Consider the following 25,144-nt stretch of genomic DNA (forward strand, 5'->3'; position numbering starts at 1 on the left):
GCCCAGCGGGCACGGAGGCCAGGGTCAGCGTACCTTCTATTCGCATGGTAATTCACGAATTGGTGGCCACCGATGGTATTGCGCCGACGACGTGACGCGCGCGACGAAGCTCGTAGCGCGAGAACCCGCTACCAGATGAGACAGAAGCTGATCAGCATCGGCGACGACTTCTGGATCGAGGACGACCGGGGACAGCGTGTCTTCAAGGTGGACGGCAAGGCGCTTCGAATCCGTCAGACCCTGATCATCGAGGACATGAACGGCAGAGCGCTGTGCAGGATCCAGGAGCGCATGCTGCGAGTCAGGGACACGATGGAGATCGAAGGGCCAGACGGGCAGCGAGTGGCAATGGTCAAGAAGGCACTCATCTCGCCCATCCGCAACCGTTGGGCTGTCAAGATCGGCGATGGACCTGACCTCGCGATCCGGGGCAATATCGTGAACCACGAATACACCATCGGCGATGGATCCAATCTCGTCGCCGAGGTCTCCAGGAAATGGTTCCGTGTGCGGGATAGCTACGGCGTTCAGATCGAGCCAGACCAGGATGACGTGCTGATTCTGGCGATAACCGTTGCCATCGACATGATGCGCTAGCGCCGTACGCTGCTCGCGCCGACGGGACAGTTCATGGCAAAGCGACCACGCGGCAAGGGCCAGTGGCAGTCGGATCTGGTGGCCGGCTTTACCTTCGCGGCCGTCAACATCCCCCAGGGCATGGCCAACGGCGCTCTGGCGACGGTCAATCCGGTGTTGGGCCTCTACAGCCTGATGATCGCGACACCTATCGCCGCCCTGTTCTCCGGCGCAGTCTTCTTGAACGTCTCGACCACCAGCGCCCTCTCGGCGGCAACGGCGAGCGCGCTGGTGTCTGTTCCCGGCGAGCAGCGAACGGCGGCGCTCGTCACACTCGTGCTGGCGATGGGGCTGTTTCAGCTGGTGCTGGGCGTCCGGAAGCTGGGCTGGCTGATCCGCTACGTGCCCAACTCGGTGATGATCGGATTCACGAATGGCGTGGCCATCCTGATCATCCTGGGGCAACTGGGCGACCTGACCGGTTTTCGAAGCGGCCAGAACAATGCCGTGTTCCGGGCGCTAGACCTGGTGATTCACTTCCAGCATGTCCAGCTGAGCATCTTCGCAGTTGGCGCGCTCACGCTGGTCGCCATCCTGATGCTCCAACGCAGCCTGCTCAGGAATTATGCGTTGCTCCTCGCGCTGCTCCTCGCCAGCGCCGTCGTCTTTCTGCTCGACACAGACCAGATTCTCATTGTCCGCGATATCGCCGAGATTCCCCGCGCCCTCCCCAGCCTCAGGCTACCCGTGCCCCTGCTGAACATCAACCTGATCGTCTCGGGAATGGCGCTGGCCATCGTCGGGCTCGTGCAGGGCGCGGGGGTGAGCCAGACCTACCGGAACCCGGACGGCAAATACGCGGACACGTCTCGCGACTTTCTGGGGCAAGGAGTCGCGAACATGGCAACCAGCCTGGTGCAGGGCATTCCCACCGGCGGGTCCATGTCTGGCTCCGCGTTGATGGTCCAGGCCGGCCAGCGGACCCGCCGGGCGAATGTCGTTGCCGGTGTCTTCGTCGCCGGGCTCGTGCTGCTGTTTGGCAACCTCATCGGGCTGATTCCACAAGCAGCGCTGGCTGCCCTGTTGATCGTGGTTGGCTTCCAGCTGCTGACGATTCCCCAGATGCTCACGGTGGCTCGCACCGGACAGATCCCGATGGTCGCGATGCTGATCACATTTGCAGCGACCCTCTTCGTCCCCCTCCAGTACGCCGTCTTCACCGGGGTAGCCGTCTCGATCCTGCTGGCTGTGTTTCAAATGGCCAACAAGGTCAATCTCGTCGAGATCGTTCTCATGCCTGACGGGTTCCTTGAAGAAGCGCCCGCCCCCGCGCAACTGCCCAGCAACAAGACGACAGTCCTGTATATCTACGGCAGCACCTACTTCGCCGCGGCCTCGACGCTGGAGACCCTCCTGCCGAGCGCGGAGGACGCCCGCCATGCGGTCGTCATTCTCAGCCTGCGGGGCAGCGGAGAGGTGGGCAGCACCTTCCTCACCGTCGTTCGGCGCTATGCGGAGGCACTACGCGCCAGTGAATGCGAGCTGATGCTCGCGGGCGTGGACGAGCACCTTTACGACCAGATGGAACGGACGCACCTGCTGAGCTGGCTGGGCCCCGACAAGGTATTTCGAGTCCAGCCCCGCCTGGGCGCGGCGGTCGAACAGGCGATGGAAGCCGCCAACGTCTGGATGGCTACGCAGTCAGCTGCCCCAGACACGGAGGGACGCGCCCCGACCGGTCAGTAGCGCGGATCAAAGGCCGCTTCCACCTCAGCCGCCGGACTCCCTGACAACCAGGGATCGGCTGACTGGAGGCGGAAGCGGCCGTATGGCGATCAGTCGCCTAGTAGCGCAGGATCATCGCGATTCGACTGTGCTGTTCCAGCTCGCCATCCTCAACGAAGACGACGCTGCCGCCCTTGCGCAGCACGGCGGTGATCGTCTCATCCACCGCGTCGTCGAGCACGTCCGACGCGCTCGGATCGTCGACGTCGAGATCGAGCAGGCCCATCTCGTTGATCCGCGCCGCCTGATGGTAGCTATCCTCGACGATGAGAGTGTCGCCGCGCCCGATCTGCGCCGCGCGCCACACCTCGCCGAGCGTCGACGACGAGCGTTGCGCGCCGACAGCCGTCCCCAGCCGGTCGAGAACCTCAAGCCGCCGGGCCATGAACTGCTCCTGGGCAACCGGCCAGACGAGCTGCGCTACCTCGTGCGGCGTCGCGTGGTCGTAGTTGCCCAGGACCGTCGCGATGATGTCGTTGGTGACTGCCGAGACCTCGCCGAAGAACGACAACCAGCGATCGACACCGACCACGATCAGCGGCAGCGGGTCGGCGTCGAGGAACGGCTTGAACGCCTCGTCGATCGCCCGGAAGAACTGGCGATGCCGCTCGTCCCGGTGCGCGGACCGCCGGATGCCAAAGCCGCCCGGGAGTGATTCCTCGCCGCCCGGCCCTGTATGGACCATCGGGAAGCCGCCGACGGTCACCTCCTCCAGGCTATCGCGGCTCGCGGCGAACAACCGTGTCGGCTTCTCACTCAGCACGAGCACCCAGTAGCGCCGGAACCGATTCATCGCGCGGACGAGATCACGGATCAAGAAGGTGTCGTCGATGATGACTCGTTCGGGGAGCGTGTGCGACACGGTGTGCCACTCCGCCACGTCGGCCGAGACGAACAGCGCGGTTCCGTCGAGCAGGTACGGATAGTTGATATCCGCGGCCAGAGCGTCCAGACGGGTAAGCAGCGGCTCGGCCTCGCGGCGCGTCATTTCGCCGAGCAATCGGTTTGTCGCCTCGGTCACCAGGTTCTTCACCCGGATCGGATCCTGCTGGTTCTCCGGGGATGTGCGATGTGTCGGCAGCGTGATGGTGATCGACGGGTACGATGTCGCTGCCTTGAGCCTCTGGAGTTCATAGTTATTCATGATCTGCCTCCCTGAAACGCAATGCTCGCGACCTGGCGCGAGCAGAGTGGGCCCCATGGGAGGGACACACGTCACGTCAAGTGTAGCCTCAGGCTGACGACCCGGCGAGGGATTCAGCATTGCAATGTCGTATCAGCTCAGACCACCCCCGCCGCGCGCAACCCCGCGATCCGCGCATCGTCGTAGCCCAGCTCGCGCAGGATCGCGTCGGTGTGCTGGCCGAGGTCGGGGACATCGCCCAAGGTGTACTCGACATTGCCGGCCACAACCGGCGGCAGCAACGCGCGCAGCGGGCCGACCGGGCTGCCGATCTCGCGCCAGCGGTCGCGCGCGGCCAGCTGCGGGTGGTCGGCAACGGCGGCGACGTCGTTCGCCCGTGCGTTGGCGATGCCGGCCGCGTCGAGCCGGGCGACAACCTCGGCGGCGGTGAGCCCCGCGAACGCCGCGACGATCAGCCCGTCGAGCGCGGCGCGGTTGGCGACACGCTCGGAGTTCGTCGCAAAACGCGGGTCGGCAGGATCGAGCGCGCCGCCCAGCGCCCCGGCGCAGAACCGCGCCCACTCGCGCTCATTCTGCACGCCGAAGAGGACCAGCGCGCCGTCGCCGGCCGGGTACGGGCCGTAAGGCGCGATCGCCGGATGGCTGGCCCCGGCGCGGGCCATCGGCCGGCCACCGTACATCGTGTAGTAGAGCGGGTAGCCCATCCACTCGACCAGCGCGTCCAGCAGCCCGACATCGAGCACCGCGCCCCGCCCCGTCCGCTCGCGGGTGTAGAGCGCCGTCAGGATGCCGGAATACGCGTACATGCCGCCGGCGATGTCGGCAACCGAGATGCCGACCTTCGACGGCGTCTCCGGCGTGCCGGTGATCGACAGGATGCCGGCCTCGGCCTGGATCAGCAGGTCGTACGCCTTGCGGTCGCGATACGGCCCGTCGTCTCCGTAGCCCGAGATGCCGCAGTAGATCATCCGCGGAAAGCGCTCCAGCAGCGCCCCGCCGCCCCAGCCGAGCCGCTCCATCGCGCCGGGCGCCAGGTTCTGGACGACGACATCGGCCCGCTCCAGCAGCGCCTCGACCACCGCCCGCCCCTCGGGGTGCTTGAGGTCAAGCGTCAGCGACTCCTTGCCGCGGTTGGCCCAGACGAAGTAGCTGGCGATGCCGTGCACCGTCCGGTCGTACCCGCGCGCAAAGTCGCCCACCCCCGGCCGCTCGATCTTGATCACCCGCGCGCCGAGGTCAGCCAGCTGCCGCGTCGCATACGGCCCCGCCACCGCCTGCTCGAACGCGAGGATGGTGATGCCGCGAAGGGGCGCATCCCGCTCCTCCCCGCGTCCCTCGTCCCCCGTCCCTCGTCCCCCATCCATCAGAAGCTCCTCGGCAGCCCCAGCACATGCTGCGCAACATACGACAGGATGAGGTTCGTCGAGATTGGGGCGACCTGGTAGAGGCGCGTCTCGCGGAACTTGCGCTCGATGTCGAACTCGGCGGCGAAGCCGTAGCCGCCGTGGGTCTGGACGGCGGCGTTGGCCGCCTCCCAGGAGGCGTCGGCGGCCAGCAGCTTGGCCATGTTCGCCTCGGCGCCGCAGGGCTGGCCGGCGTCGAACAGGGCCGCGGCGCGCTGGCGCATCAGGTCGGCGGCGCGGATGTTGACATACGCGCGGGCGATCGGGAAGGCGACGCCCTGGTTCTGGCCGATCGGCCGGTCGAAGACGATGCGCTCCTTCGCGTAGCCGGTGGCGCGCTCGATGAACCAGTCGCCGTCGCCGATGCACTCGGCGGCGATCAGGATGCGCTCGACGTTCATCCCGTCGAGGATGTAGCGGAACCCCTTGCCCTCCTCGCCGACGAGGTTCTCGGCCGGCACCTCCAGCCCGTCGAAGAAGACCTGGTTCGTCTCGTGGTTCATCATCGTGTCGATCGGTCGCGCCTCGAATTTGTCGGCCGGCGCGTCGCGCAAGTCCACCAGAAAGGTCGAGAGCCCCTCCGACTTGCGCGCCACCTGGTCGCGCGGCGTCGTGCGGGCCAGCAGGAGCATCAGATCGGAGTGCTGGACGCGGGAGATGAAGATCTTCTGGCCGGTGACGACGTAGTGATCGCCGCGACGGACGGCCGTCGTCCGCAGGCTGGTCGTGTCGGTGCCGCTATCCGGCTCGGTGACGCCGAACGCCTGCAGGCGCAGCTCTCCGCTGGCGATCTGCGGCAGGTACTCGCGCTTCTGCTCCTCGGAGCCGTGCCGCAGCAGCGTGCCCATCGTGTACATCTGAGCGTGGCAGGCGCCCGCGTTGCCACCGGAGCGGTTGACCTCTTCGAGGATGATCGCCCCCTCGGTCACGCCGAGGCCGAGGCCGCCGTACTCCTCGGGAATGAGCGCCGAGAGGTAGCCGGCCTGCGTCATCGCCCGGACGAACTCCTCGGGGTAGCCGCGCTCGCGATCCAGCTTGCGCCAGTAGTCGTCGGGAAACCGGCGGCACAGCTCGCCCACCATCGCCCGCAGGTCCGCGTGCAGCTCGGCCTGGTCCTTCTCCGCGTCGCCCATGTCGCCATCCCTCCCTCTGCGCCCCTGCCTCGTCCGGATGATCACAGAAAGACGCCACGGTCACAACCCACGCCGTTGCGCGACCGGCGGCCAGCAGATACCATCTGCCACGTATCGACCAGACAACGACAACGGAGAGACGGCGTAGCGGCCCCGATGCACTGACACGTCCAGACCAGCCATTGACCGATGATGGACGACCGCCCACAGCCGGGGGTTCTGGCATGGGCGACACAACAGGAGCATCCACCGTGCGCCACTCCAATCCCTCCGGACTTGCCCGTGAGATCGGGCCACTTGTTATCGCTGCATTCGTCGCCCAGCTCAGCGTCGGCACGATGTCGCCATTCCTCGCCGCAGTCGCGACAAGCCTCGACACGAGCCTGGCGATGCTGGGGCTGGTGTCGATGGGCGCGCTGGCCGCGACCGCGGTTGGCGGACTGATCGTCGGGCCGCTCGGCGATCATCTCGGACACCGGACGATGCTCCTCTGGGGGTTGGCGCTGATCGGCGTGGCTGCGGCCGGCACGGCATTCGCGCCGGGCGTCATCGTCCTCGCGATTGCCCGCGCCACCGGCGGCGTCGGGTTCGCCGGGGCCAGCGGCATGCCGAACGCCATCGCCGCCAGCCATTCCGATGGCGCGCAGCGCCGCCGAGCGCTGGCGATCCTGGCGACGGCGGGAACGGTCGCCGGCCTGGTCGGCGCTCCGCTGATGACGACCATCGGCGCGGCATCGAGCTGGCGGGTCGCTTTCCTCGTCGTCGCGGCGGTCGTCGGCATTGCCTGCGTCGCCACATATCTGACAGTCCCGCGGCCCGACTCTCCGCCCGCCGGCAGAATTACCCGCCGGGACATCGCGGAACGCTACGCGCCGATCCTCGCCGACCGGCGCATCCGCCTGCTCTACGGCGCGACCGCAACCCAGATGTTCTGCCTGATCGGCGCGTTGACGTTCACCGGGGCGTTCCTCGCGGGCGACCGAGGCTTCTCCCTTCGGGCGATCGGCTGGGCATATATGGCGCAAGCCGCCGGGGGCATCCTGGGCGGGCTGCTGGCGGGAGGCCGTCTCGGCGGGCTGGGGTTGACCAGGGCGTATGTGGTCGCGATGCTGGCGATGGGCTGCTTCTTCCTGCTGTTCTTCGCCGCGCCGCTGGGCGTCTGGAGCGTCCTGCCGTTGGCTCTCACCGGCCTCGCCCAGGTGGCCGGCTGGATCGTGCTCTCGACGATGCTGGCCGAGCGAACGAGCGCCGGCCAGGGCACGACGATGACGCTGAACGGCTCATTCCTCGGCGTCGGCGGGGCGCTCGGCGCTGCGGCCGGCGGTGTGCTGATCGATACCGCCGGCTACACGACGTTCGGCGCGCTGATGTTGCTCGCAGCGATGGCATCTGCTCTGCTGGGTTGGAGAGGATATCGGCTCGACGCAACGCCAGCCGTCTACAATGTCGACGCGGTCACGGTAGCGGGAGAGAAGAGGGGGATAGATGACGGTCGCGACAACGCTCCGCCCAACGATGGATGAGGTTTACGCGGCGCGAGCGCGGTTGCGCGGCGTGACGGTTCGCACGCCACTGCTGCAACTCTGGGGGAGCGATTCGATCTGGGTCAAGCCGGAGGTGCTCCAGCCGGTCGGCAGCTTCAAGATCCGCGGCGTCTACAACGCCGTCGCCTCGCTCGATCCTGACGAGCGCGCCAAAGGGGTCAGCACCGTCTCGTCCGGCAATACGGCACAGGCGGTCGCCTGGGCGGCGCGGAGGTTCGGCGTCCCAGCCCGGGCGATCATGCCGACGACGACGCCGGAGAACAAGCTACGCGCCACCGAGGCCTACGGTGGCGTGCCCGACCTGCGGCCGGCCGGCGAGGCGTTCGACTACCTGCGCCACGGCGGATATCGCGACTTCGAGGATGCCTTCATCCACCCGGTCGCCAACCGCGACCTGCTGGCCGGCCACGGCACGATCGCGCTGGAGATCTTCGAGGATATGCCGGATGTCGAGACGGTCTACGTCCCGATCGGCGGTGGCGGGCTGATCAGCGGCATCTCGAACGCGCTCAAGGAGCTCGCGCCGAACGTCCGGATCGTCGGCGTCCAGCCGGAAGGTTGCACGCCGGTCATCGCCGGGCTGGCGGCGGGCGAGCCGGTCGACGTCGAGGTGCACACGATCTGCGACGGCGTCGCGGTCAGCTTCATGTTCCCCGAGATGTACCCGCTGCTGCGCGACCTGGTGGATGAGATCGTGACGGTCTCGGACGACGATGTCATCCGGGCGATCCGGCATCTCGCGCTGCGCAACAAGCTCGTTGCCGAGGGGGCCGGCGCGCTGGCCACCGCCGCCGCGACGAAGTACGGCGACGATCGCAGCATCGCCATGATCAGCGGCGGCAGCATCGACCCGGCGAAGCTCGCCGAGATCATCACCGCCGAGGATTGAGCCGGCGACCCTGGTAGGGGGCGAACACGAGGTTCGCCCCTACCAGTCCCTTATCCCTCGCTGGACTCCTTGTTCGGGTAGGTTTTCTCGCCGGCCCGGATCGGGACCTTCAGCCAGTTCCCCATCGGCGGGACGGTGCAGACCCAGTTGTCGTTGTACTGGCAGTACGGCGCGTAGGCGTAGTTGAAATCGACCGACAGCCGGCCGTCCGGCCGCTCCTGCGGGTCGACGGTGCGGCCTGCTCCATAGGTCTCGACGGTGTTCGTCGTATCGCGGAATGGGATCAGTAATCGCCCGCGCTCTGGCTCCCGATAGACCGTGAGCGTCGCCTGCTGGCCCTCCACCTCGAAGGTGATCCGTCCGTGGGGCACGTATTCACGGCTCTCGCCGGTCGTCGTCGGCAGCTCGACCGGATCGTGCGGGATGTCGGTGTCGACCTCTAGCACGAGAGCCAGGCTGGGATCCTCCTCGAAGTAATCCAGCGGAACGAAGCCAGCCTTCTGCGTATCGGTCAGCGGCGAGTGCTCGCCGGTGCGCATGAACTCGTCGCGTCGCTGGCGGTAGCCGGCAAGCCGCGATGGTCGTGTCGTCGTCATTGGGTCAGGCTCCTTTCGGGTCGATGATACCCCCCGGGGGTATGATATCAGATCCGACTAGTCCTTCGCCGACTGGTCAGGTTCCCCCTCGATGCGAAGCCAGGCCTTCATGCGCTGCTTCATTCCCTCGACCGACTCCTCGTCCGACAGCTGATGCTTGACAGTCGACCAGCCGCCCCGCGCGGTCTCATAGATCGACTGGCCGCCGTGGGTGCGGAAGAACGCGGCACGGTCTGCGTACTGAATGAGGAACCAGTCGTAGAGCATCGCAGGCTCTGGCGCTGCGCCATGGAGGTAGAGTGGGTGGAAGGCGCCATCGACCTGCTGGTCGTCGACGTAGATCTCGCGGGCGGCCACGACGCCAGGATGCTCGATGATCAGCTCGGTGACGGCGGCGTAGAGCCGAGGGTAGTTGCGCTGGCGGTCGCGCCATCGCATGCCGAGATCGAGCGGCATCAGCGACGCGGCCTGGACCTCGCGGACAACCTCGATAACCGCCTTGCCCGGATCGTCGCGTAGCGCCTTGCCGAGCGCCATGCGCTCCTCGCCGCCTGGCTCTGTCAGCCGGGGCGGGTTCTTCCCGTCGATCATCAGCATCCCGAAGCGATTGGCGATCTCGTTCGCAAACGTCTTCCCCGTCGTCCTGCGAGTGAGCAGGAAGCGATCCCATCCATGCTCGGGATGATAGACGGGCAGCGCGTCGATCCCCGAGGTGGCATAGCGCGCTGTTACGACCGCGTTGGCAACGACCCAGCCGAGCGCGAAGCCCAGCCGGCTTGGCGTTGCCAGGTAGGCGACGTCCTCGGGGATGTCGTCGGCCAGCGGGACCTGTTCGAGCTCTCCGTAGTTTCGGATCGCCAGATCGACCAGTTCACGGATCTCCATCGACAGTTACTCCACCTGTTTTACACAACGGCAGACCGCGCCACCGAGCAATTCCACCGGCACATACGCCTCGGAATCCGATAGAACGCGGTTATCATCACTTATGATGATAGACGTTCTCGCCGTCAAGAGGCTCGTTATCTCGTCAGAGACGGCGTCCGAACCCCGACTCCGCACGCATGAACACCTGTAGAAGGGCCGTCGCTACATGCCCGAGCCACAAAACGACCGGTCGATCTTCGGTATCTATACCGGCTGGGTCGTCGTGATTGCCGTGATGCTGACGCTCGCGATCAGCTCCGGAGGTCGGTTCCTGTTCGGGGTCGTGCTCAAGCCGGTGAGCGACGAGTTCGGCTGGGATCGCGCCGACATGGCGCTCGCGGTGACGATCAGCGTCGTCGCGCTCTCGCTGCTACAGCCGATCGTTGGCTGGATAGTGGACCGCTACGGCTCGCGACGCATCCTGATCGCTGGCGTCATCATCACCGCGCTAGCGATGCTGCCGATGACGGTCGTCCATAGCCTCTGGCAGGTCTATGTGTTCTACGGGCTGCTCGCGGCATTCGGCTTCGCCGCAACCTCGCCGGTCAACACCACCGCGCTGGTCAACGGCTGGTTCGAAAAGCGCCGCGGGCTGGCGCTGTCGATGGCGACCTCCGGCTCGGCCTACGGCCAGCTGCTGATCGTCCCGATCGCCACGGTCATCCTCATGCACTGGGGCTGGCGCGCCAGCTACCTGGCGATCTCCATCGCGCTGCTGGTGCTGATCCTGCCGATCGCGATCCTCTTCGTCCGCGACGCCCCGCGAGACCGGCCGGCCCGCGGCCGTGATGGGCAGATCGACAATCGGCCGAAGGTGACGCTCGGCAGGGCAATCCGGACCCCGGCCTACTGGCAGCTCTCGTTCGGCATGTTCGTCTGCGGCTTCACGATGGCATTCACCTCGGTCCACATGATCCCGTATCTGACCGACATGCCCGAGCATTCGACCCACACGATGCAAACGACTGCATCACTGGCCCTTTCGGTCGTCGGTGCCTGCAGCATCATCGGCGCGATCGTGATGGGCTTCCTCTCGGATCGGGCCGGCCATCGCCAGATGCTGGCGCTGACCTACTTCCTGCGCGGGCTGTCATTTCTGATCCTGCTGGCAGTCGGATCGTGGATTCCTGGCATCTTCCTGGCGGCAGTCGTCCTCGGGATCTCCTGGACATCGACAACCCCGCTGGCCTCGGCAATGGCCGCAGATATCTACGGGCGCGCGTCGCTAGCGACGATCTTCGGCTTCATCTTCACCGCCATGAACGTCGGCTCCGGCGTCGGGGCGTGGTTGGCCGGCCTCGACTACGACATCACCGGCAACTATCACGCCTCGCTGCTCGCCAACGTCGCGATGGGCGTCGCGGCAGCGGTCGCGACGTTTGTCATCCGCGAGCGACCGATCGAGGCGTTGCCAGTTCCAGCCGGCCGGACGCCCGAGCTCGCAGGGGCGACATCGTCCGTCGTCGGCGATTGACGCCGCGGCCGGCTCATCGAGGCCGCTCTGTCTCCTCCGGCTCGTAGTAGGCCGACCGACGGCGCTGGATGATCGCGGCGACCTGCCGCTGCTCGAGCCCGTGGGCGTGCAGCACGTGGCGCACCAGCTCGAGCCCGGCCTCGAACTCGGGCTGGACGATCTCGTCCGCTCCGAGGTCTCGCAATCGTCGCATCTGTTCGCGGCTTCGCGCGCGCGCGACGATATCCACCCGCGGGTTGAGCCGCCGCGCGACAGCGACGGCCACCTCGGCCGCCAGCGGGTCGGAGATCGCGACAGCAAGTGTCCGAGCGTGCTCGACTCCCAGCTTCGTCATGAGGTTCGGGTTCCCGGCATCGCCAAAGATGGCGGTGACCCCCCTCCTTGCGCCGACCGCACGGTTGGCAAGTCGTTGTCGATGACGATGAAGTGGAAGCCCCGACGCTGCAACGCATCGGCCAGTTGCGCACCGATCCGCCCATACCCGCAGATGATCGTGTGCCGGCGCATCGACACGTCGACGATAGGCTCGAACATCGGCTGGCCGGCGGCGGCCGCGCCAGGCGTTGGCAGAAGTGCCAGAATTCCCGGCGTCGCATTGACCATCAGCGGCGCGACGATCAGCGTGCCGAGCGATAGCGCCAGGATCAACCGATACTGGTCACTGGCGATAATCCCGTGCCCGAGCGCCTCGCTGGCGACGATGAACGACACCTCGCCAACCTGGGCCAGTAGCACACCGGCCATCACCGCGCTGGCTCGCGAGAGGTTGAATAGCCGAAGAACCCCCGCCAGGATCACTGTCTTGCCGAAGACAACGAGTAGCACCAGCCCGGCGACTGCCCACGGATGCTCGGCGACAAGCCGCAGGTCGAGCAGCATGCCGATCGAGACGAAGAAGAGCGTCGCGAAGGCATCGCGCAACGGGGTGATGTCCACCAGGACCTGATGCGAGAAGTCGGATTCGGACACGATCAGGCCGGCCAGGAAGGCGCCAAGGGCGATCGAGAGGCCGGCCCATTCGGTCACCAACGCCGCGCCGAGCGCGATCACGATGATCGAGAGCACGAACAGCTCGCGCGACTTCGTCCGCTCGACCAGCTCCAGCAGGATCGGAACGAGGCGCAAGCCCAGGATCAGCACCGCCGCCAGCACTGCGACCGCGACTCCGACCGACCGGGCGATGACGGCCAGAACATTGCCGTCTCCGCTGCTGGCCAGGATCGGCAGCGTGATCAGGATCGGAACGAGAGCGAGATCCTGGAAAATGGCGACACCACCGGTCGCCCGCCCGTGGCGCGTCTCCATCTCGCCGCGAAGCAGCAGCATCTTGAGCGCGACGGCCGAAGACCCGAGCGCGACGACCATGCCGAACACGGCCGCGGCCTTTCCCGACCAGCCCAGTGTCAGCGCGACCGCCGCTCCGGCAGTCAGGGTCAGCACAATCTGGAGCGCGCCTGCGCCAAGGGCAATCCGCCGGATGCGGAGCAGCTCGCGCAGCGAGAACTCGGCCCCCAGCGAGAACATCAGGAAGGCGACGCCCAGCTCGGCGAGCGTCTGGACGATTTCGGAGTTGAGGTCAATCCCCGGCGTCGACGGCGAAATCAGGATTCCGGCAACCAGATAGCCGAGAATGACTGGCACGCGTAAGCGCCGCGCGACGACTCCGCCAACGAACGCCGCCGTCAGGGCCATGCCGATCGTGGAGACAAGCTGCGGGTGATCCAATCGGTGTCCCGTCGGTGCTGGTCAACAATCGGGCGCCGCCGGACGGCGCCTCTCCTCAGTCGTTCAGCCCGGTGGCTGGCTGTGCCGGCCGCTGATCTGATCGGCCCGAATGACGATCAGCACGCGCGGATCGGCTGAGAGCGACTCGACATAGCGCCCGGCAGCATCGCCTATGTAGCGCGCAGCGATCTGCCGTAGCTCGGCTCGCGCCGCGGCATCATCGTGGATGAGGCTGGCCAGACCGCGCACCCCGACGTAGGCGTAACCGTTCCCCGGATCGGTGACAACAACCGTCACGCGGCCATCGCGCGCGATATGCCGCGCCTTGACCGACGCGGCCGGCGCAATCATGCGCACCTCATCGTCCACGAGCCTGAACCACATGACTGTCGACTGCGGGCTGCCGTCGGCGCCCAGCGTCGTCAGCACCGCGAAGGCCGGCCGCTCCAGCAGCTCGCGATCCTCGTTCGTGTAGCTCGTCATTCGACGCTCCCCCCGGTCGCGACGCCCGGCGTCATGGCCCGCGGCCCCACCCGGACCTCGAATGGCGCGCAGGACGCAGGTTCATGATAGCCGGGATCGACCATCAGCGGCATTTCACGACCGGCACAGACATTGCGACGGTTACTCAGGAATATTGTCAGCGCGCCCCGAGTCGGGGCGTTCAGCATGAGGAACGCAGATGATGACGATGAATGCGAACCAGCGGCGAGCATGGTCCGACCGGCTCAATGCCGAGCTGCGTGAGACGCTGGAGTCGCTCCAGCGGATCGAGCAGGAGATCCCGGCGCTCTCGCGTGACGAGGATGAAGAGGGCGGGGTGCCGGCCAATCATCTGGCCGACGAAGCCAGCAACGTCTACGAGTTGGAGCGATTGGCAACGATTCGCGCAGGTCTCACCGACCGCGAGTATTCGATTCGCGATGCGCAGACGCGCCTGGCGAACGGGGTGTACGGCATTTGCCAACGCTGCGGCAAGCAGATCGACCCCGGCCGGCTGGAGGCGCTGCCCTGGGCGCTCTATTGCATCGAGTGCCAGGAGATCGTCGATCGGGAAGTGGACTAGACCGGCCTGCCACCGTATCCGCAGATCGAGCCGGCATAGGGCGGGACGGCCGGCGGCGCGCGCCGCACCGCGCGGTTCGCTGGCTACGGCATGTCTCTGCAACCGGTGCTTTCCACAGACAGAAGGGCGGCCGGACTGGGGAGAGTCCGGCCGCGAGGAAAGGGGTGGGATGGGGTGGGTGGGTATCAGGATCGGCGGCCGAAAAACTTCCGGCCATCGCGCCGGCCATGCGTTGCCAGGTCTTGTCGGCGCGCTTTGACCAGCACATCCAGCGTCATCGGGTCATTCATCATGCTCTCCTGCTTCATTGCATCACGCCGCATACGGCGTTGGTCGGGCCGCCACATCGCGGCTACCGAGGCGGCTTTCCTGCACGCCTCACCGACTGTGATGACAGTCTAGAACGCGGCCGGCGCGGGCGCATCGGCGCTTCGGCCTGTTCCGCGCCTGTCCAATGGTTCAGGGGCGCAACCGCCAGATGGGCAATTGGGGCGGGGATGTTGCTATCGGCAGTAACGCTCGGCGAGCCGAACCACCTCGGCGCGCTCGTCGGGGCCAAACCAGGGTGGGTCGCCGGCCTCGGCGTTGTCGCGTAGATGTTCGCGGCTAGCCGTCGCCGGGATCGCGACCGTCACACGCGGGTCGCTCAGGGTCCACTTCAGCAGCACCTGCGACCAGGTCCGACACCCGAACCGGACGAACGGCGCCAGCGCCGCGGCCGGCGGCGCGTTGCGGACGAGGCTGCCTTCGCCGAATGGGCGCATGACGATCACACCGATACCCCGCTCGGCCGCCAGCGGCAGGATCTCGCGCTCGGCCACGCGATCGAGCGGGTTCAGCGGGATCTGGACGGTGTCAACGTCTTCCGACCGGAGGACGTCGGCCAGCTCTGAAAACGCCGAATGCTGGTAGTGAGTAACGCCAAGCGCGGCAATTTGCCCGGCGTCCTTCATACGCTGGAAGACCGGCAGTAGCTCTCGCCATCGGACGAGGTTGTGGACCTGGTAGACATCGACACGGCCCTCGAAGTAGTGCAGGGCGCGATCGATCTGGGAATGACCCTCCACGTCGTCCCACGTCCAGACCTTCGTTGCGACGATCGCCCGCGAACGCCGGCCGGTGAGCGCAGCGCCAAGGACTCGCTCGGCTTCGCCATACATCGGCGAAGAATCGAAGAAGCGCACGGACAGATCGAGCGCCTCGCTCACGACGCCCACGCGGTCAGCCTGCTCTTCCTTGCCGTAGACATCGAACGTCCGCCAGGTGCCCATCCCGACCACCGGAACCCGCAGGCCAGTAAGGCCGAGCTCGCGCCACTCCATCAGCGCAACCCCACGGGCTCATCCGGCCCGCCGAGCAACAGGTCGGCCAACTCGACGAGGGTGTGGACGCGGATGTCCGGATCGAACCCCAGCGGGTCGAGCGGCAGGCCGTGGCGATCGACCCAGCAGACGGTCAGGCCGGCCGCCTTGGCGCCGGCCACATCGAACCCATTCGTCGTGACGAACAGCACCTCGTTCGGCCGGGCCATGAAGCGGTCGGCAGCGACTGCGTACAGATGGCGGTCTGGTTTGAACACCTGGACCATCTCGCTGGTCAGCACATCATCGAAGACGCCGGCAAGGCCATTGCGCGCGATCAGCGGGTCGAGCATGTCGTGTGTTGCGTTCGACAGGACGGCGATGCGGTCGCCAGACTCGTCGAGACGTCTGAGCGCCGGGGCAGCATCGGGAAAGGCCGGCAGCTCGATCCAGCCACGCATCAGCCGGCCTCGCTGGGTGGGGTCGATCGAGAGTCCGAAGATGGTGGTTGTGTAATCCAGCGCGTCCGACGTGATCTGGCCCCAGTCGCTATACCGGTCCAGCACCGTGCGCAAGGTGGCGTACTCCAGCTGCTTGACCCGCCACATCCGCGAGAACGCCGCCGGGTCGGGAGCGACGGCGGCGCAGATACCCTCCAGCGCGCCAAGATCGAAGATCGTGCCATAGGCATCGAAGACAATTGCCTCGAACCCGCCGAACCGTGTCGATGTCATTCCGACCTTTTCCTGTCCGTCGCTGGCGACAACACATCATACTGTTGCACGATCGATCGGCGGCCCCGGTAGACTCGCGCAACGACCACGGCTGGCTCATGCTCATGTACACTCAAAGGTCTAACGTATTTGTCCGCGTCATGCTAACGTCGCCGCCACGTCCGCGGAGAGCGCCAGATGTTCCCGGCCGCCTGCGACGAGTGCTGGCGCGAGACGATGGCGTCGTTTCAGCCAGGTGGCAACACGCCCGCCTACTGTTCCGACTGCTTCGCCAATCGCCGTCAGCAGCCCTCCCACTCACGCTACCAGCCGCAACCAGGCAGCCAACAGTCGGATCAGCGGGGTCGGTTCGCCGGCCCCGCTTCTCGTTCCTGCGCCGGGCTCAGACGCGTGACTGCTTGGCCGGAGTCGGCGTCACACCGGCGCACTGATCCTCGAAACGCGCCAGAATGAACAGCAGCGACGACAGCCGGTTCAGATAGGCCAGCAGCTGCTCGTTCTCTACTTCGCCATCGTGAATCAGCCGCACTGCCAGCCGCTCGGATCGCCGGACGATGGTCCGCGCAACATCCAGCGCAGCGCCCCCCTGTGAATCTCCCGGCAGGATGAAGTGTGGCGGCAGCGGCACGTCGGCTTCCAGCGCGTCCGTCTCGGCCTCGATCCGCAGGACATGCTCGGCAGTGACGTGGTAGCGCTTCTGGTGCACCTCGGGAGTAAACGCCAGCTCGGCCATCATCAGATAGAGATCGCGCTGGACGTCGATGAGAATCGACTGCGTGCGCTCGGAGCTTGCCAGCGAGCGGGCGAAGCCAATCGACGACGTCGCTTCATCGATTGCGCCCAGCGTCTCCGGTCGCGGAGCGTACTTGGGAACGCGCCCGCCGAGCAGGTCGGTATATCCCTTATCTCCACCGCGGGTGTAGAACGGCACATGGCCCTCCATTTCCTCGTTGCCAGTATCCACGAACCGTACCGGCGGTGGGCGCGGCGCGCAACCCGGCCAGAAAGGGGGAGAGCCCGCCAGGTGCGCGACTGGCGAGCTCTCAAGGGGTCCGATCCCGATTACACGCGGGACCGACGTGTGGGGGTAGGGGGTGGTTGGTTGTCAGCGTTTATTAACGCTGAACCTACTATCTACCCTGATGCTGAACCTCGCATGACCCGAACCTGAAATCTGGCTGAATTATTCTGGCAGCGTTAGCGATGCGATCGCTGCTCGTATACTTGGCTGGTTCGCGCCGCCGGCGGCGGCGACCAGATGCCCGCGAGACATCCGCTCCAAGCAGAGACGACAACACTATGAGCGCACCCGGACACCCCCACGAGCCGCCGGCCGGAGACCAGCCAATGGCCGCGCCACCATCGCCAGAGCAGCCACGACCAGGCCACCGACAATCGCCAAGAGGCGCAATCAGGGCGATTATTCTGTTTGTCGCCCTCAGTGTGCTGCTGTTCACCTTCTCAGGTGGGATGCTCTTCCAGCGCTTCGTCGTCAGCCCGCCCAGCGGCGGGGCCAGCGCGGCGCCGAACGCCCAGGCAGGCGGCCCCGATGCGATCAACCAGGCCTGGCAGCTGATCCAGGACAAGTACGTCGACCAGAAAGCGGTCGATGCCAACCAGATGACCGAGGCCGCGATCTCGGCGATGCTCGCAACGCTCCACGACGAGGGCCACACCCGCTATCTGACCGCCGAGGAGAGCCAGGCGCAGACAGAATCGCTCTCTGGCGAGTACGTCGGCGTCGGCATTCAGGTCGAGCAACGCACCGAGGGGATCGTGGTCGTCGCGCCGATCGATGGCTCGCCAGCGATGGAGGCCGGCGTTCGCCCTGGCGATATCCTGGTCTCGGTCGATGGACAGGATGTCTCGACCCGCACGGTGGACGACGTGGTCAAGATCATCCGTGGACCAGAAGGATCGAAGATCACGCTCGAATTCCGCCGTGCCGGCGAGGCGAATCCGCTCAGCTTCACGCTGACGCGGCGCAAGATCGAGGTGTCACCAGTCGCCTGGGTGATGCTGGACGATCACATCGCGCTGATCCGACTGTCGCAATTCTCGACTGGCGCCGGGGACGACATCATCAAGGCGCTGGATGCGGCGAAGAAACAGGGCGCAGAACGGGTGGTCCTCGATCTCCGCAATAATCCTGGCGGTTATGTCAACGAAGCGATCAAGGTTGCGTCGACCTTCGTCCCCGAGGGGTCCACGATCTTCGTCAGCCAGTTCCGCGACGGCAGCCGGCAGGAGCACAAGGCCGAGCCCCAGGCAGCGAACATCGGCGACCTTCCGCTGATCGTGTTGATCAATCAGGGGTCAGCATCGTCGTCGGAGATCACCGCCGGCGCGATTCGGGCGAACACGCCAAACGCGACGCTGATCGGTGAGCGAACATTCGGCACCGGCACTGTTCTGAGCACGTTCGAGCTGGATAACGGTGGCACGATCCTGCTCGGCACCGAGCTCTGGCTGACGCCGGACGGCAGGATGATCCGCGACCACGGCATCCGGCCAGATGTCCAGGTCGGGCTGCGGGATGGACAGTATCCGTTCATTCCCGTCAACAACGCCGGCCCACTGCCGGACAACCTGAACGATTTCCAGCTCGAATGGGCAATCGACGTCCTTCGAAACACTAGCGCGACGACCCCCTAGCCGACTGCTGGCGGGGCTAGCCGCGCCAGATCGGCGCGAACAATGCGGGATCAGAGACGCCTTCCAACCGGTTCGACCGCCGGGGCATTCACCGCGGCGGCGGCCGGCATCCTTGTCGCCGGCCTCTGGGCCGGCCTCGCTCAGCTCGGGCTCGCGACCTACCCACCCTTTGACCTCGCCGACCTGCTGATCCGCGCATCCCCCGGCGGCCTGGCAACCTGGGCAATAGAGACATTCGGCCACACAGCCAAGCGTCTCCTGTTGGCCGGCGGTGTTCTGCTCTGGGTAGCGGCCTGGCCGGCGCTGACGCTCGCGGTCGGGCGGGACCGCGAACGTCCAGGGATGATTACCGCCGCCATATCGTTCGCCGCGGGGTTCGGGCTGGCATGGTGGGATGGCGCCCAGGGTGGGCAGCTCGCGTGGCTGGTCATCACGCTCGGGCTGCCGGCCGCGCTCGGCGGGCTACTTCTCGATCGCTGGCTCGCGGGCCTCAAAGCGCTGGACGCCGAGCGGACACGGGAGGCAAGCGACCACTGGATCGACCAGCCGGGAGACTACGGCCGCCGCGAGCTACTGGGCCGTATAGCGCTGCTGACTCTGGGGCTCGGCCTCGGCGGTGTTGCCATCGGCCGCGCGCTGAGTTGGCTCAGCGGGCCAGAAACGCCGACGGAAGCCGGCGAGCCGCTGGCAGCCGTAGCCGCCAGCCCCGAACCATCCGTCGCGACGCCGGCCACCAGCGGCTTCATCGCGCCCGACGGCGTGCCGCCGCGCTACACCGATAACGCCGCGTTCTACAGGGTTGATATCTCCACCCGCGCCCCGAACATCAACCAGGATAGCTGGTCGCTGACCGTCGCCGGGCAGGTCGATCGCGAGGTCGTCCTTGCCTGGCAGGACCTGCTGGCTATGCCGGCTGTCACGCAGGACGGCACGTTGATGTGCATCTCTTTTACGTACGACAGCGGGCTCATCTCCACGACCCACTGGACCGGTGTGCCGTTGCGCGATGTCCTCCAGCGCGCCGGCATCGGCGATGGGGTTGCCCGCCTCGTCTGTCACGGCGCGGGTGGCTATTCCGACTCAATCCCGCTGGCGAAGGCTCTCGACCCGCGAACACTCCTGGCCTACGGGATGGATGGCACGACGCTGCCGCGCAACCATGGCTTCCCCTGCCGGCTCTACATCCCCGACCTCTACGGCGAAAAGAACGTCAAGTGGCTGGAGAGGATCGAGCTGATCGACGCCGACTATCGAGGCTACTGGCAGGAGCGCGGCTGGACGAACGACGCGACGATCCAGATCATCTCGACGATCGAGACACCGCGCGGGACAGTCACCCCGGGAGCAGACGGCATCGTGCCGCTGGGCGGAATCGCCTTCGCTGGTTCGCGAGGCATCCAGCTCGTCGAAGTGCGGATTGACGATGGACCATGGCAGCCGGCCGAGATCGAGCCATATCAGCCGGAGCTCGTCTGGCAGCGCTGGCGCTACGACTGGCGGCCAGCCGCCGGCCGCTATCGCGTGACAGCCCGCGCGACCGATGGAACCGGGGCGCTGCAGATCGCAGCAGAAACAGACCCGCACCCGGATGGGATGACTGGCTATCAGACGGTGCGGCTGGAAGTCGCCTGACCCGGTTCGCGCCAGCGTGCCCGGCGCGTTGTCAGCAACCGAGTTACCAACGCCTCGTACTCCTTCTCCCGACCCCGGCGGCGCTTCGGCTCGTCCCAGTGGACGCCCTTCTCGTAGTTGCAGGCGGCGTGGGCCAGCCCGAGGTTGAGCAGGTCGTTCGCCCCGCCGGCCGTTCGCGGGACGATGTGCTCGATCGTCGCCCCCGCGCCGGTCTGCGCATCGAACCGCAGCGGCCCGTTGCAGATCAGGCACTTGCCGATCCAGTCGCCCTCGACCAGGCGAAATGTGCGATCGGTCTCGGCGACAGCGCGCATGATCTCGGCGCGAGATGGCATCGGCGGGGGTTGCTCCAGACTTCCGTGATAGGCTAGCGATGCGCCGCACTCGGGGAGCCGACGTGGCCCAGATTCAATCACGAAATGCAGGGTATGGACGATGACTGACACCAGCGGGCCGCTCGACGGCATCCGCGTGCTGGACCTCTCGCGGGTGCTGGCCGGGCCGTATTGCACGATGGTTCTCGGCGACCTCGGGGCCGACGTGATCAAGGTCGAGCAGCCAGGCAAGGGGGATGACACACGCGCCTGGGGTCCGCCCTGGGCAGGCGGCGAGGCCGCCTACTACCTGGCGGTCAACCGCAACAAGCGCAGCATCACGCTCGATATCAAGAGCGAGCAGGGCAAGCAGATCATCCGCGACCTGGCTCGTGAGAGCGATATCGTCGTCGAGAACTTCAAGCGCGGGACATTCGAGCGGTTGGGGATCGGCTACGACGACCTTCGCAAGGACAACCCCGGCCTGATCTGGGCGAACGTCAGTGGCTACGGTCCGACCGGCCCGCTGGCCGACAAGCCGGGCTACGACTTCATCGCCCAGGGCGAGGCCGGGATCATGGCGATCACCGGCGAGCCGGATGGCGAGCCGATGAAGGTCGGCGTCGCGATCGTCGACATCACCACTGGCCTGTTCACTGCCGTCGGTGTGCTGGCTGCGCTGCAGGCGCGCCAGACGACCGGCGCCGGCCAGCGCGTGGACGCGTCGCTGTTCACCTCGGCAGTCGCCTGGCTGGCCAACGTCGGCGAGAATCATCTCGTCTCCGGCAATCCGGCCAAGCGGTATGGCAACGCCCACGCCAACATCGTCCCCTATCAGACGTTCCGCGCCCGCGACCAGCACATGACCCTCGGGGTCGGCAACGACCGCCAGTTCCAGGCGCTCTGCGCAATCCTCGGCCGGCCCGAGCTCGGCGGCGACGAACGCTACGCGACGAACTCGGCCCGCGTCGCTAACCGCGACGAGCTGGTCTCCATCCTGCAGGAGCGATTGCTGACGAAGGACGCCGACGACTGGATCGCCGCCTGCGACGCAGCCAACATCCCCAGCGGCAAGATCAACACCATCGAGCAGGTCTTCGCACACCCGCAAACACTGGCCCGCGATATGCTGGTCGAGGTCGAGCACCCGACGGCTGGACTGCTGAAGCTGGCCGGCATCCCGTTTGCATTGTCGGAAACTCCCGCGAAGATCCGGCTGGCCCCACCGACGCTTGGCCAGCACACCGACGAGGTGCTCCGCGAGCGCCTTGCCTACGACCAGAGCACGATCGACCAGCTCCATAGAGACGGGATCGTCTGATGACCAGCGACCAGGAGTCGACCCAGCAGCCCGACGAGCCGGCCGCCGAAGAGCAGCATCCCACGCCAGCGGCGCCGTCGGCCTCACGCGAGGTAATCCTCGAGAGCATCAGTATCGACCTGCTCAACGCCGGCATTGTCATGCCAGCCGCCGAGTTCGTCGCGTCCGTCCGGCTCGCGGCCGGCTACCGCGTCAATCCGCGTGAGATCGCGGTGGCGCTTTCCCACCTGCGCCAGGCCGGACGCGAGATCGACCCCGAGCAGGTTGCCCGCCTCCTGATCGCGACGCGCGGCGAACGATCCCAGCGCCAGCAGCGCCACTCCGATGACTGGCGTGCGCTGGGGGCAACCATGTCGTTGAAAGGCCAGGATGGCAGCCCCGAGGGCCAACGCGCGCTGATCGGCGCGGCACGGACGGTCGCCGGCCCGCGCGCAACCGACACGCTGCTGCTGCAGGTCGCGCTGGCGCTCGGGACGCTGAACGCGCCGTTCGACGCGGCGACGATCGGAGGCGTGGCGAAGCGACTAGCGCATAGCGCGCCCGACCTCAGGCCAGAAGACATGCCGGCCCTTGTGAGACGCGAACTCGGCGCGCTGCGACGCGGCCAACGCCCCCGCTCGGCGCGCCAGTCATCGGTCGGCGGTCGCCGCCAGGGCGGCAATCCCGGCGCGCGCAAGCTCAAACCCGGTCAGCGGCGCGGCGCGGGCCTGAAGCGATCGCTCCGAGAGGGAATCCCGGATGACGAATGACAAACGGAGCGAATCGACGTTTCCCCACCTTTTGGTATCGAAAGTGTGATAATTCTCACAGCCACCAGCGGCCCGACAGGGAAGGATTAGGGCCGTTGTGTTGAACTGATTCCTGAATGGAGGAACGAGATATGGCAACCGTTCGACCTGATGTCGCAACGATCGAGGAGATCCGGACCGAGAAGATCCGTGTTCTCGTTGAGCGTCACCCACAGTTGATGGAGCCGCTGGCCGAGTATGGGTTTGACCTGTGCTGCGGCGGCGAGCACCCGATTGCCGAAGCGGCTCGGCTGCATGGGCTCGACGCAGAAGAGATCTTCACGAAGGTCTTCGATACGCTCGACATGAGCATCCCGACCGCCTGACCGATGTTTCCACGGCTCGTCCCAATCGGCGCTCTCTCGGCGGTCCTCGCGTTCACGGTCGCGGCCGGCTGTGCCGCGTTCGTGCCGGGGCATATGGCGCTCTGGAGCGCGATTGTCGCGCTTGTCGTCCTCGGCGCGATCACACCGATGATCCTGGCGATCAATGTCCGGATCGTTCCGGTCTTCAGTCGCCGCGCCTGGCAGCAGCCGCGAATGATGGCTGCCGCGCTGGTGTTAGCCATCGCCGGTGGCTGGATAACGTTTCTGGGGCGAGCCGTGCCGCTCGGCTGGCTGGAGACAGCCGGCACGGTGCTGGCGCTCGGTGGCGGACTGTGCTTCATGATTTCGATCATGCGGCTGTTCCGCTCCGAGCCCGTCACGAACGTCGGCCCGCCGCTCCCACACCCCGAGCAGGCGCTTGCCGACAAGGTCGGGGTCGGCTTCACCCGCCAGGCAGGGATGTACCTGATCGTCGGCCTGGCAATCGGCCTGATGCTGCGCTTCTGGACGCCCGGCCACGGCCGTTGGGAGCTCGTCTGGGCGCACTCGATGCTGCTGGGCTGGTTCCTGAACATGGCATCAGGGGTCTGCTACCACACCCTCTCGCGCTGGACCGGCCGGCCCTGGCGCTCGCCGCGGATGATCACCCTGCACCTTCGCATCACGACGGTGGCGTTGCCGCTGATGATCGTCGCGCTGGCGATCGACAATCGAACGCTGTTCGCCGTCGCGGGGGTGGCGCAAGCAGTGATGCTGCTGCTGTTCGTCGCTAACGTCGCGCCGATGCTGGTCGGGCTGCCGCTCGTCTCGAGAATCGGGACGCTGGCCGCCTGCACGGCGCTGTCCACTGGCGTGCTGCTCGGCGGCTGGTTCGCAATCGATCCCACAGCTGGCTACCGTCTACGAATCGCCCACGGCTCAATCAACCTCTTCGGGTTCTCCGGCCTGCTGGTTGCCGGAGTTGGCTACTACCTGCTCCCACGCTTCATGGGGCAGGCGCTGCGCTGGCCGCGCCTCGCCATCGCCCAGATCATCATCCAGATCGCCGGGGTCGTCATCCTCGCGCTCGGCTGGTGGTGGCGCCAGCGTGGCGGCGATGGTGGAAGCATCGTCATCATGATCGGCGGGTTGACCACAATGGCCTCGCTGATGCTCTGCGCGACAATCCTTGCCGCAACCTTCCGCAAGAAGGTGCGTGGGACAGTGTCCGCGATGACGCTCAAGCCCTCGGCTCGTCCGGCCCGCTAGCCTGTGGACCGAGTCAGCATCCTCTACACCCGCGCCGCATTGATATGGCTCGTCGCTGGCGTCACGCTCGGCGCGCTGATGCTGTCGGATAGTCTCGTCCCCGGCAGCTGGCGGCTGTGGTTCGCGCCGACCCACGGTCACATGCTCTTCGTCGGCTGGTTCCTGCAGTTCGCCATCGGCGTCGCCTACTGGCTGCTGCCGCGCAAGCGCAACACCTCGCTGCCCTACGGCTACAACGAGCGGATCGCGACGGCCGGCATCGCGCTGCTCAACCTGGGGCTGGGCGTCCGCGTCATCGCCGAGCCACTCGGCCGCGCCGGATACGACAGCACCGCACAGCATCTCGCGCTGGCGCTCTCGTCCGTGCTCCAGCTGGCGGCCATTCTGATCATCGTCGCGCAGATCTGGAAACGGCTCATTCCCCGCCCCGCCAAGCTCGTCCGCGATGGCAAGCCCGTCGGTGGCGACACCGCGGAGCGGCCCTGATTGGTCCGCCCGATCAGCATCCCGAACGCTGCCGCACGCAGTAGAAGATGAAGCTGGCTGGAAAGATGGGCGACCGC

The 25,144-nt window shown here is 66.5% G+C and carries 25 protein-coding genes; 13 read left to right on the forward strand and 12 right to left on the reverse strand.

Going from position 1 to position 25,144, the window contains the following annotated elements:
• The first annotated feature begins 135 nt into the window (after nucleotides 1-135).
• Nucleotides 136-597 (forward strand): LURP-one-related family protein, encoded by a 462-nt coding sequence (locus V9F06_00975; GenBank protein MEI2616192.1) that lies wholly within the window; start codon nucleotides 136-138, stop codon nucleotides 595-597.
• Between the two features lie 33 nt (nucleotides 598-630).
• Nucleotides 631-2,322 (forward strand): SulP family inorganic anion transporter, encoded by a 1,692-nt coding sequence (locus tag V9F06_00980; protein ID MEI2616193.1) that lies wholly within the window; start codon nucleotides 631-633, stop codon nucleotides 2,320-2,322.
• 97 nt (nucleotides 2,323-2,419) lie between these two features.
• Here the strand turns inward: V9F06_00980 and V9F06_00985 are convergent, their stop codons facing one another.
• The 3 genes from V9F06_00985 to V9F06_00995 all read right to left on the reverse strand — a co-directional run bounded on the left by V9F06_00985 (nucleotide 2,420) and on the right by V9F06_00995 (nucleotide 6,041).
• Complete coding sequence (locus V9F06_00985; protein MEI2616194.1) at nucleotides 2,420-3,505, reverse strand: hypothetical protein; 1,086 nt, start codon at nucleotides 3,503-3,505, stop codon at nucleotides 2,420-2,422.
• A gap of 137 nt (nucleotides 3,506-3,642) precedes the next feature.
• Complete coding sequence (locus V9F06_00990; protein ID MEI2616195.1) at nucleotides 3,643-4,869, reverse strand: CaiB/BaiF CoA-transferase family protein; 1,227 nt, start codon at nucleotides 4,867-4,869, stop codon at nucleotides 3,643-3,645.
• A complete protein-coding gene (locus V9F06_00995) occupies nucleotides 4,869-6,041 on the reverse strand; it encodes an acyl-CoA dehydrogenase family protein (GenBank protein MEI2616196.1) in 1,173 nt (390 codons plus the stop codon). Before V9F06_00995 ends, V9F06_00990 begins: the two co-directional genes overlap by 1 nt.
• 224 nt (nucleotides 6,042-6,265) lie before the next feature.
• Between V9F06_00995 and V9F06_01000 the strand changes: the two genes are divergently transcribed.
• Both V9F06_01000 and V9F06_01005 read left to right on the forward strand, forming a co-directional pair.
• Complete coding sequence (locus V9F06_01000) at nucleotides 6,266-7,564, forward strand: MFS transporter (protein MEI2616197.1); 1,299 nt, start codon at nucleotides 6,266-6,268, stop codon at nucleotides 7,562-7,564.
• A complete protein-coding gene (locus V9F06_01005) occupies nucleotides 7,527-8,474 on the forward strand; it encodes a pyridoxal-phosphate dependent enzyme (protein MEI2616198.1) in 948 nt (315 codons plus the stop codon). The genes V9F06_01000 and V9F06_01005 overlap by 38 nt, the downstream gene beginning before the upstream one ends.
• A gap of 50 nt (nucleotides 8,475-8,524) precedes the next feature.
• On the opposite strand, the gene V9F06_01010 is transcribed toward V9F06_01005, so the two are convergent.
• Entirely contained in the window at nucleotides 8,525-9,070 is a 546-nt protein-coding gene (locus V9F06_01010; protein ID MEI2616199.1) for a DUF1684 domain-containing protein, read from the reverse strand.
• Nucleotides 9,071-9,127: 57 nt separating this feature from the next.
• Nucleotides 9,128-9,955, reverse strand: coding sequence for a hypothetical protein (locus tag V9F06_01015; GenBank protein ID MEI2616200.1), 828 nt, complete (start codon nucleotides 9,953-9,955; stop codon nucleotides 9,128-9,130).
• Between the two features lie 208 nt (nucleotides 9,956-10,163).
• Here V9F06_01015 and V9F06_01020 point away from each other — a divergent pair, with 208 nt between their 5' ends.
• Complete coding sequence (locus V9F06_01020) at nucleotides 10,164-11,471, forward strand: MFS transporter (GenBank protein MEI2616201.1); 1,308 nt, start codon at nucleotides 10,164-10,166, stop codon at nucleotides 11,469-11,471.
• Nucleotides 11,472-11,484: 13 nt separating this feature from the next.
• Here V9F06_01020 and V9F06_01025 read toward each other — a convergent pair whose 3' ends face one another.
• From V9F06_01025 to V9F06_01035, 3 genes are all read right to left on the reverse strand, one after another.
• Nucleotides 11,485-11,805, reverse strand: a complete 321-nt coding sequence (locus V9F06_01025; protein ID MEI2616202.1) for an NAD-binding protein — start codon at nucleotides 11,803-11,805, stop codon at nucleotides 11,485-11,487.
• Entirely contained in the window at nucleotides 11,802-13,196 is a 1,395-nt protein-coding gene (locus tag V9F06_01030) for a cation:proton antiporter (protein ID MEI2616203.1), read from the reverse strand. Before V9F06_01030 ends, V9F06_01025 begins: the two co-directional genes overlap by 4 nt.
• A 63-nt stretch (nucleotides 13,197-13,259) precedes the next feature.
• Complete coding sequence (locus V9F06_01035; protein MEI2616204.1) at nucleotides 13,260-13,679, reverse strand: PPOX class F420-dependent oxidoreductase; 420 nt, start codon at nucleotides 13,677-13,679, stop codon at nucleotides 13,260-13,262.
• Nucleotides 13,680-13,878: 199 nt separating this feature from the next.
• Between V9F06_01035 and V9F06_01040 the strand changes: the two genes are divergently transcribed.
• A complete protein-coding gene (locus V9F06_01040) occupies nucleotides 13,879-14,262 on the forward strand; it encodes a TraR/DksA family transcriptional regulator (GenBank protein ID MEI2616205.1) in 384 nt (127 codons plus the stop codon).
• A 503-nt stretch (nucleotides 14,263-14,765) separates the two neighbouring features.
• On the opposite strand, the gene V9F06_01045 is transcribed toward V9F06_01040, so the two are convergent.
• The 3 genes from V9F06_01045 to V9F06_01055 all read right to left on the reverse strand — a co-directional run bounded on the left by V9F06_01045 (nucleotide 14,766) and on the right by V9F06_01055 (nucleotide 17,228).
• Nucleotides 14,766-15,584, reverse strand: coding sequence for an aldo/keto reductase (locus tag V9F06_01045; protein ID MEI2616206.1), 819 nt, complete (start codon nucleotides 15,582-15,584; stop codon nucleotides 14,766-14,768).
• Nucleotides 15,584-16,297 carry a haloacid dehalogenase type II gene (locus V9F06_01050; GenBank protein ID MEI2616207.1) on the reverse strand — a complete coding sequence of 238 codons (714 nt, stop codon included), beginning with the start codon at nucleotides 16,295-16,297 and terminating at the stop codon, nucleotides 15,584-15,586. Before V9F06_01050 ends, V9F06_01045 begins: the two co-directional genes overlap by 1 nt.
• 382 nt (nucleotides 16,298-16,679) lie before the next feature.
• A complete protein-coding gene (locus tag V9F06_01055) occupies nucleotides 16,680-17,228 on the reverse strand; it encodes a cob(I)yrinic acid a,c-diamide adenosyltransferase (GenBank protein ID MEI2616208.1) in 549 nt (182 codons plus the stop codon).
• Between the two features lie 368 nt (nucleotides 17,229-17,596).
• Between V9F06_01055 and V9F06_01060 the strand changes: the two genes are divergently transcribed.
• Together V9F06_01060 and V9F06_01065 are read left to right on the forward strand one after the other, a co-directional pair.
• The gene (locus tag V9F06_01060) at nucleotides 17,597-18,952 is read left to right on the forward strand and encodes a S41 family peptidase (protein MEI2616209.1); all 1,356 of its coding nucleotides are present in this window, start codon (nucleotides 17,597-17,599) and stop codon (nucleotides 18,950-18,952) included.
• Between the two features lie 42 nt (nucleotides 18,953-18,994).
• Nucleotides 18,995-20,584, forward strand: coding sequence for a molybdopterin-dependent oxidoreductase (locus V9F06_01065; GenBank protein ID MEI2616210.1), 1,590 nt, complete (start codon nucleotides 18,995-18,997; stop codon nucleotides 20,582-20,584).
• On the opposite strand, the gene V9F06_01070 is transcribed toward V9F06_01065, so the two are convergent.
• Nucleotides 20,557-20,919: an HNH endonuclease signature motif containing protein gene (locus V9F06_01070; GenBank protein MEI2616211.1), complete on the reverse strand. Its 363-nt coding sequence runs from the start codon at nucleotides 20,917-20,919 to the stop codon at nucleotides 20,557-20,559. The genes V9F06_01065 and V9F06_01070 overlap by 28 nt on opposite strands.
• A 100-nt stretch (nucleotides 20,920-21,019) precedes the next feature.
• Here V9F06_01070 and V9F06_01075 point away from each other — a divergent pair, with 100 nt between their 5' ends.
• The 5 genes from V9F06_01075 (at nucleotide 21,020) to V9F06_01095 (ending at nucleotide 25,067) form a co-directional block, all read left to right on the forward strand.
• Nucleotides 21,020-22,219 carry a CoA transferase gene (locus V9F06_01075; GenBank protein MEI2616212.1) on the forward strand — a complete coding sequence of 400 codons (1,200 nt, stop codon included), beginning with the start codon at nucleotides 21,020-21,022 and terminating at the stop codon, nucleotides 22,217-22,219.
• Nucleotides 22,219-22,968 carry a hypothetical protein gene (locus V9F06_01080; GenBank protein MEI2616213.1) on the forward strand — a complete coding sequence of 250 codons (750 nt, stop codon included), beginning with the start codon at nucleotides 22,219-22,221 and terminating at the stop codon, nucleotides 22,966-22,968. Before V9F06_01075 ends, V9F06_01080 begins: the two co-directional genes overlap by 1 nt.
• Nucleotides 22,969-23,099: 131 nt before the next feature.
• Entirely contained in the window at nucleotides 23,100-23,333 is a 234-nt protein-coding gene (locus V9F06_01085) for a DUF542 domain-containing protein (protein MEI2616214.1), read from the forward strand.
• Between the two features lie 3 nt (nucleotides 23,334-23,336).
• Nucleotides 23,337-24,581 (forward strand): hypothetical protein, encoded by a 1,245-nt coding sequence (locus V9F06_01090; protein MEI2616215.1) that lies wholly within the window; start codon nucleotides 23,337-23,339, stop codon nucleotides 24,579-24,581.
• A 3-nt stretch (nucleotides 24,582-24,584) separates the two neighbouring features.
• Entirely contained in the window at nucleotides 24,585-25,067 is a 483-nt protein-coding gene (locus V9F06_01095; GenBank protein ID MEI2616216.1) for a hypothetical protein, read from the forward strand.
• Nucleotides 25,068-25,144 lie beyond the last annotated feature (77 nt).

The organism is Thermomicrobiales bacterium (assembly GCA_037045155.1).
In the GTDB taxonomy this organism is placed as follows: domain Bacteria; phylum Chloroflexota; class Chloroflexia; order Thermomicrobiales; family CFX8; genus JAMLIA01.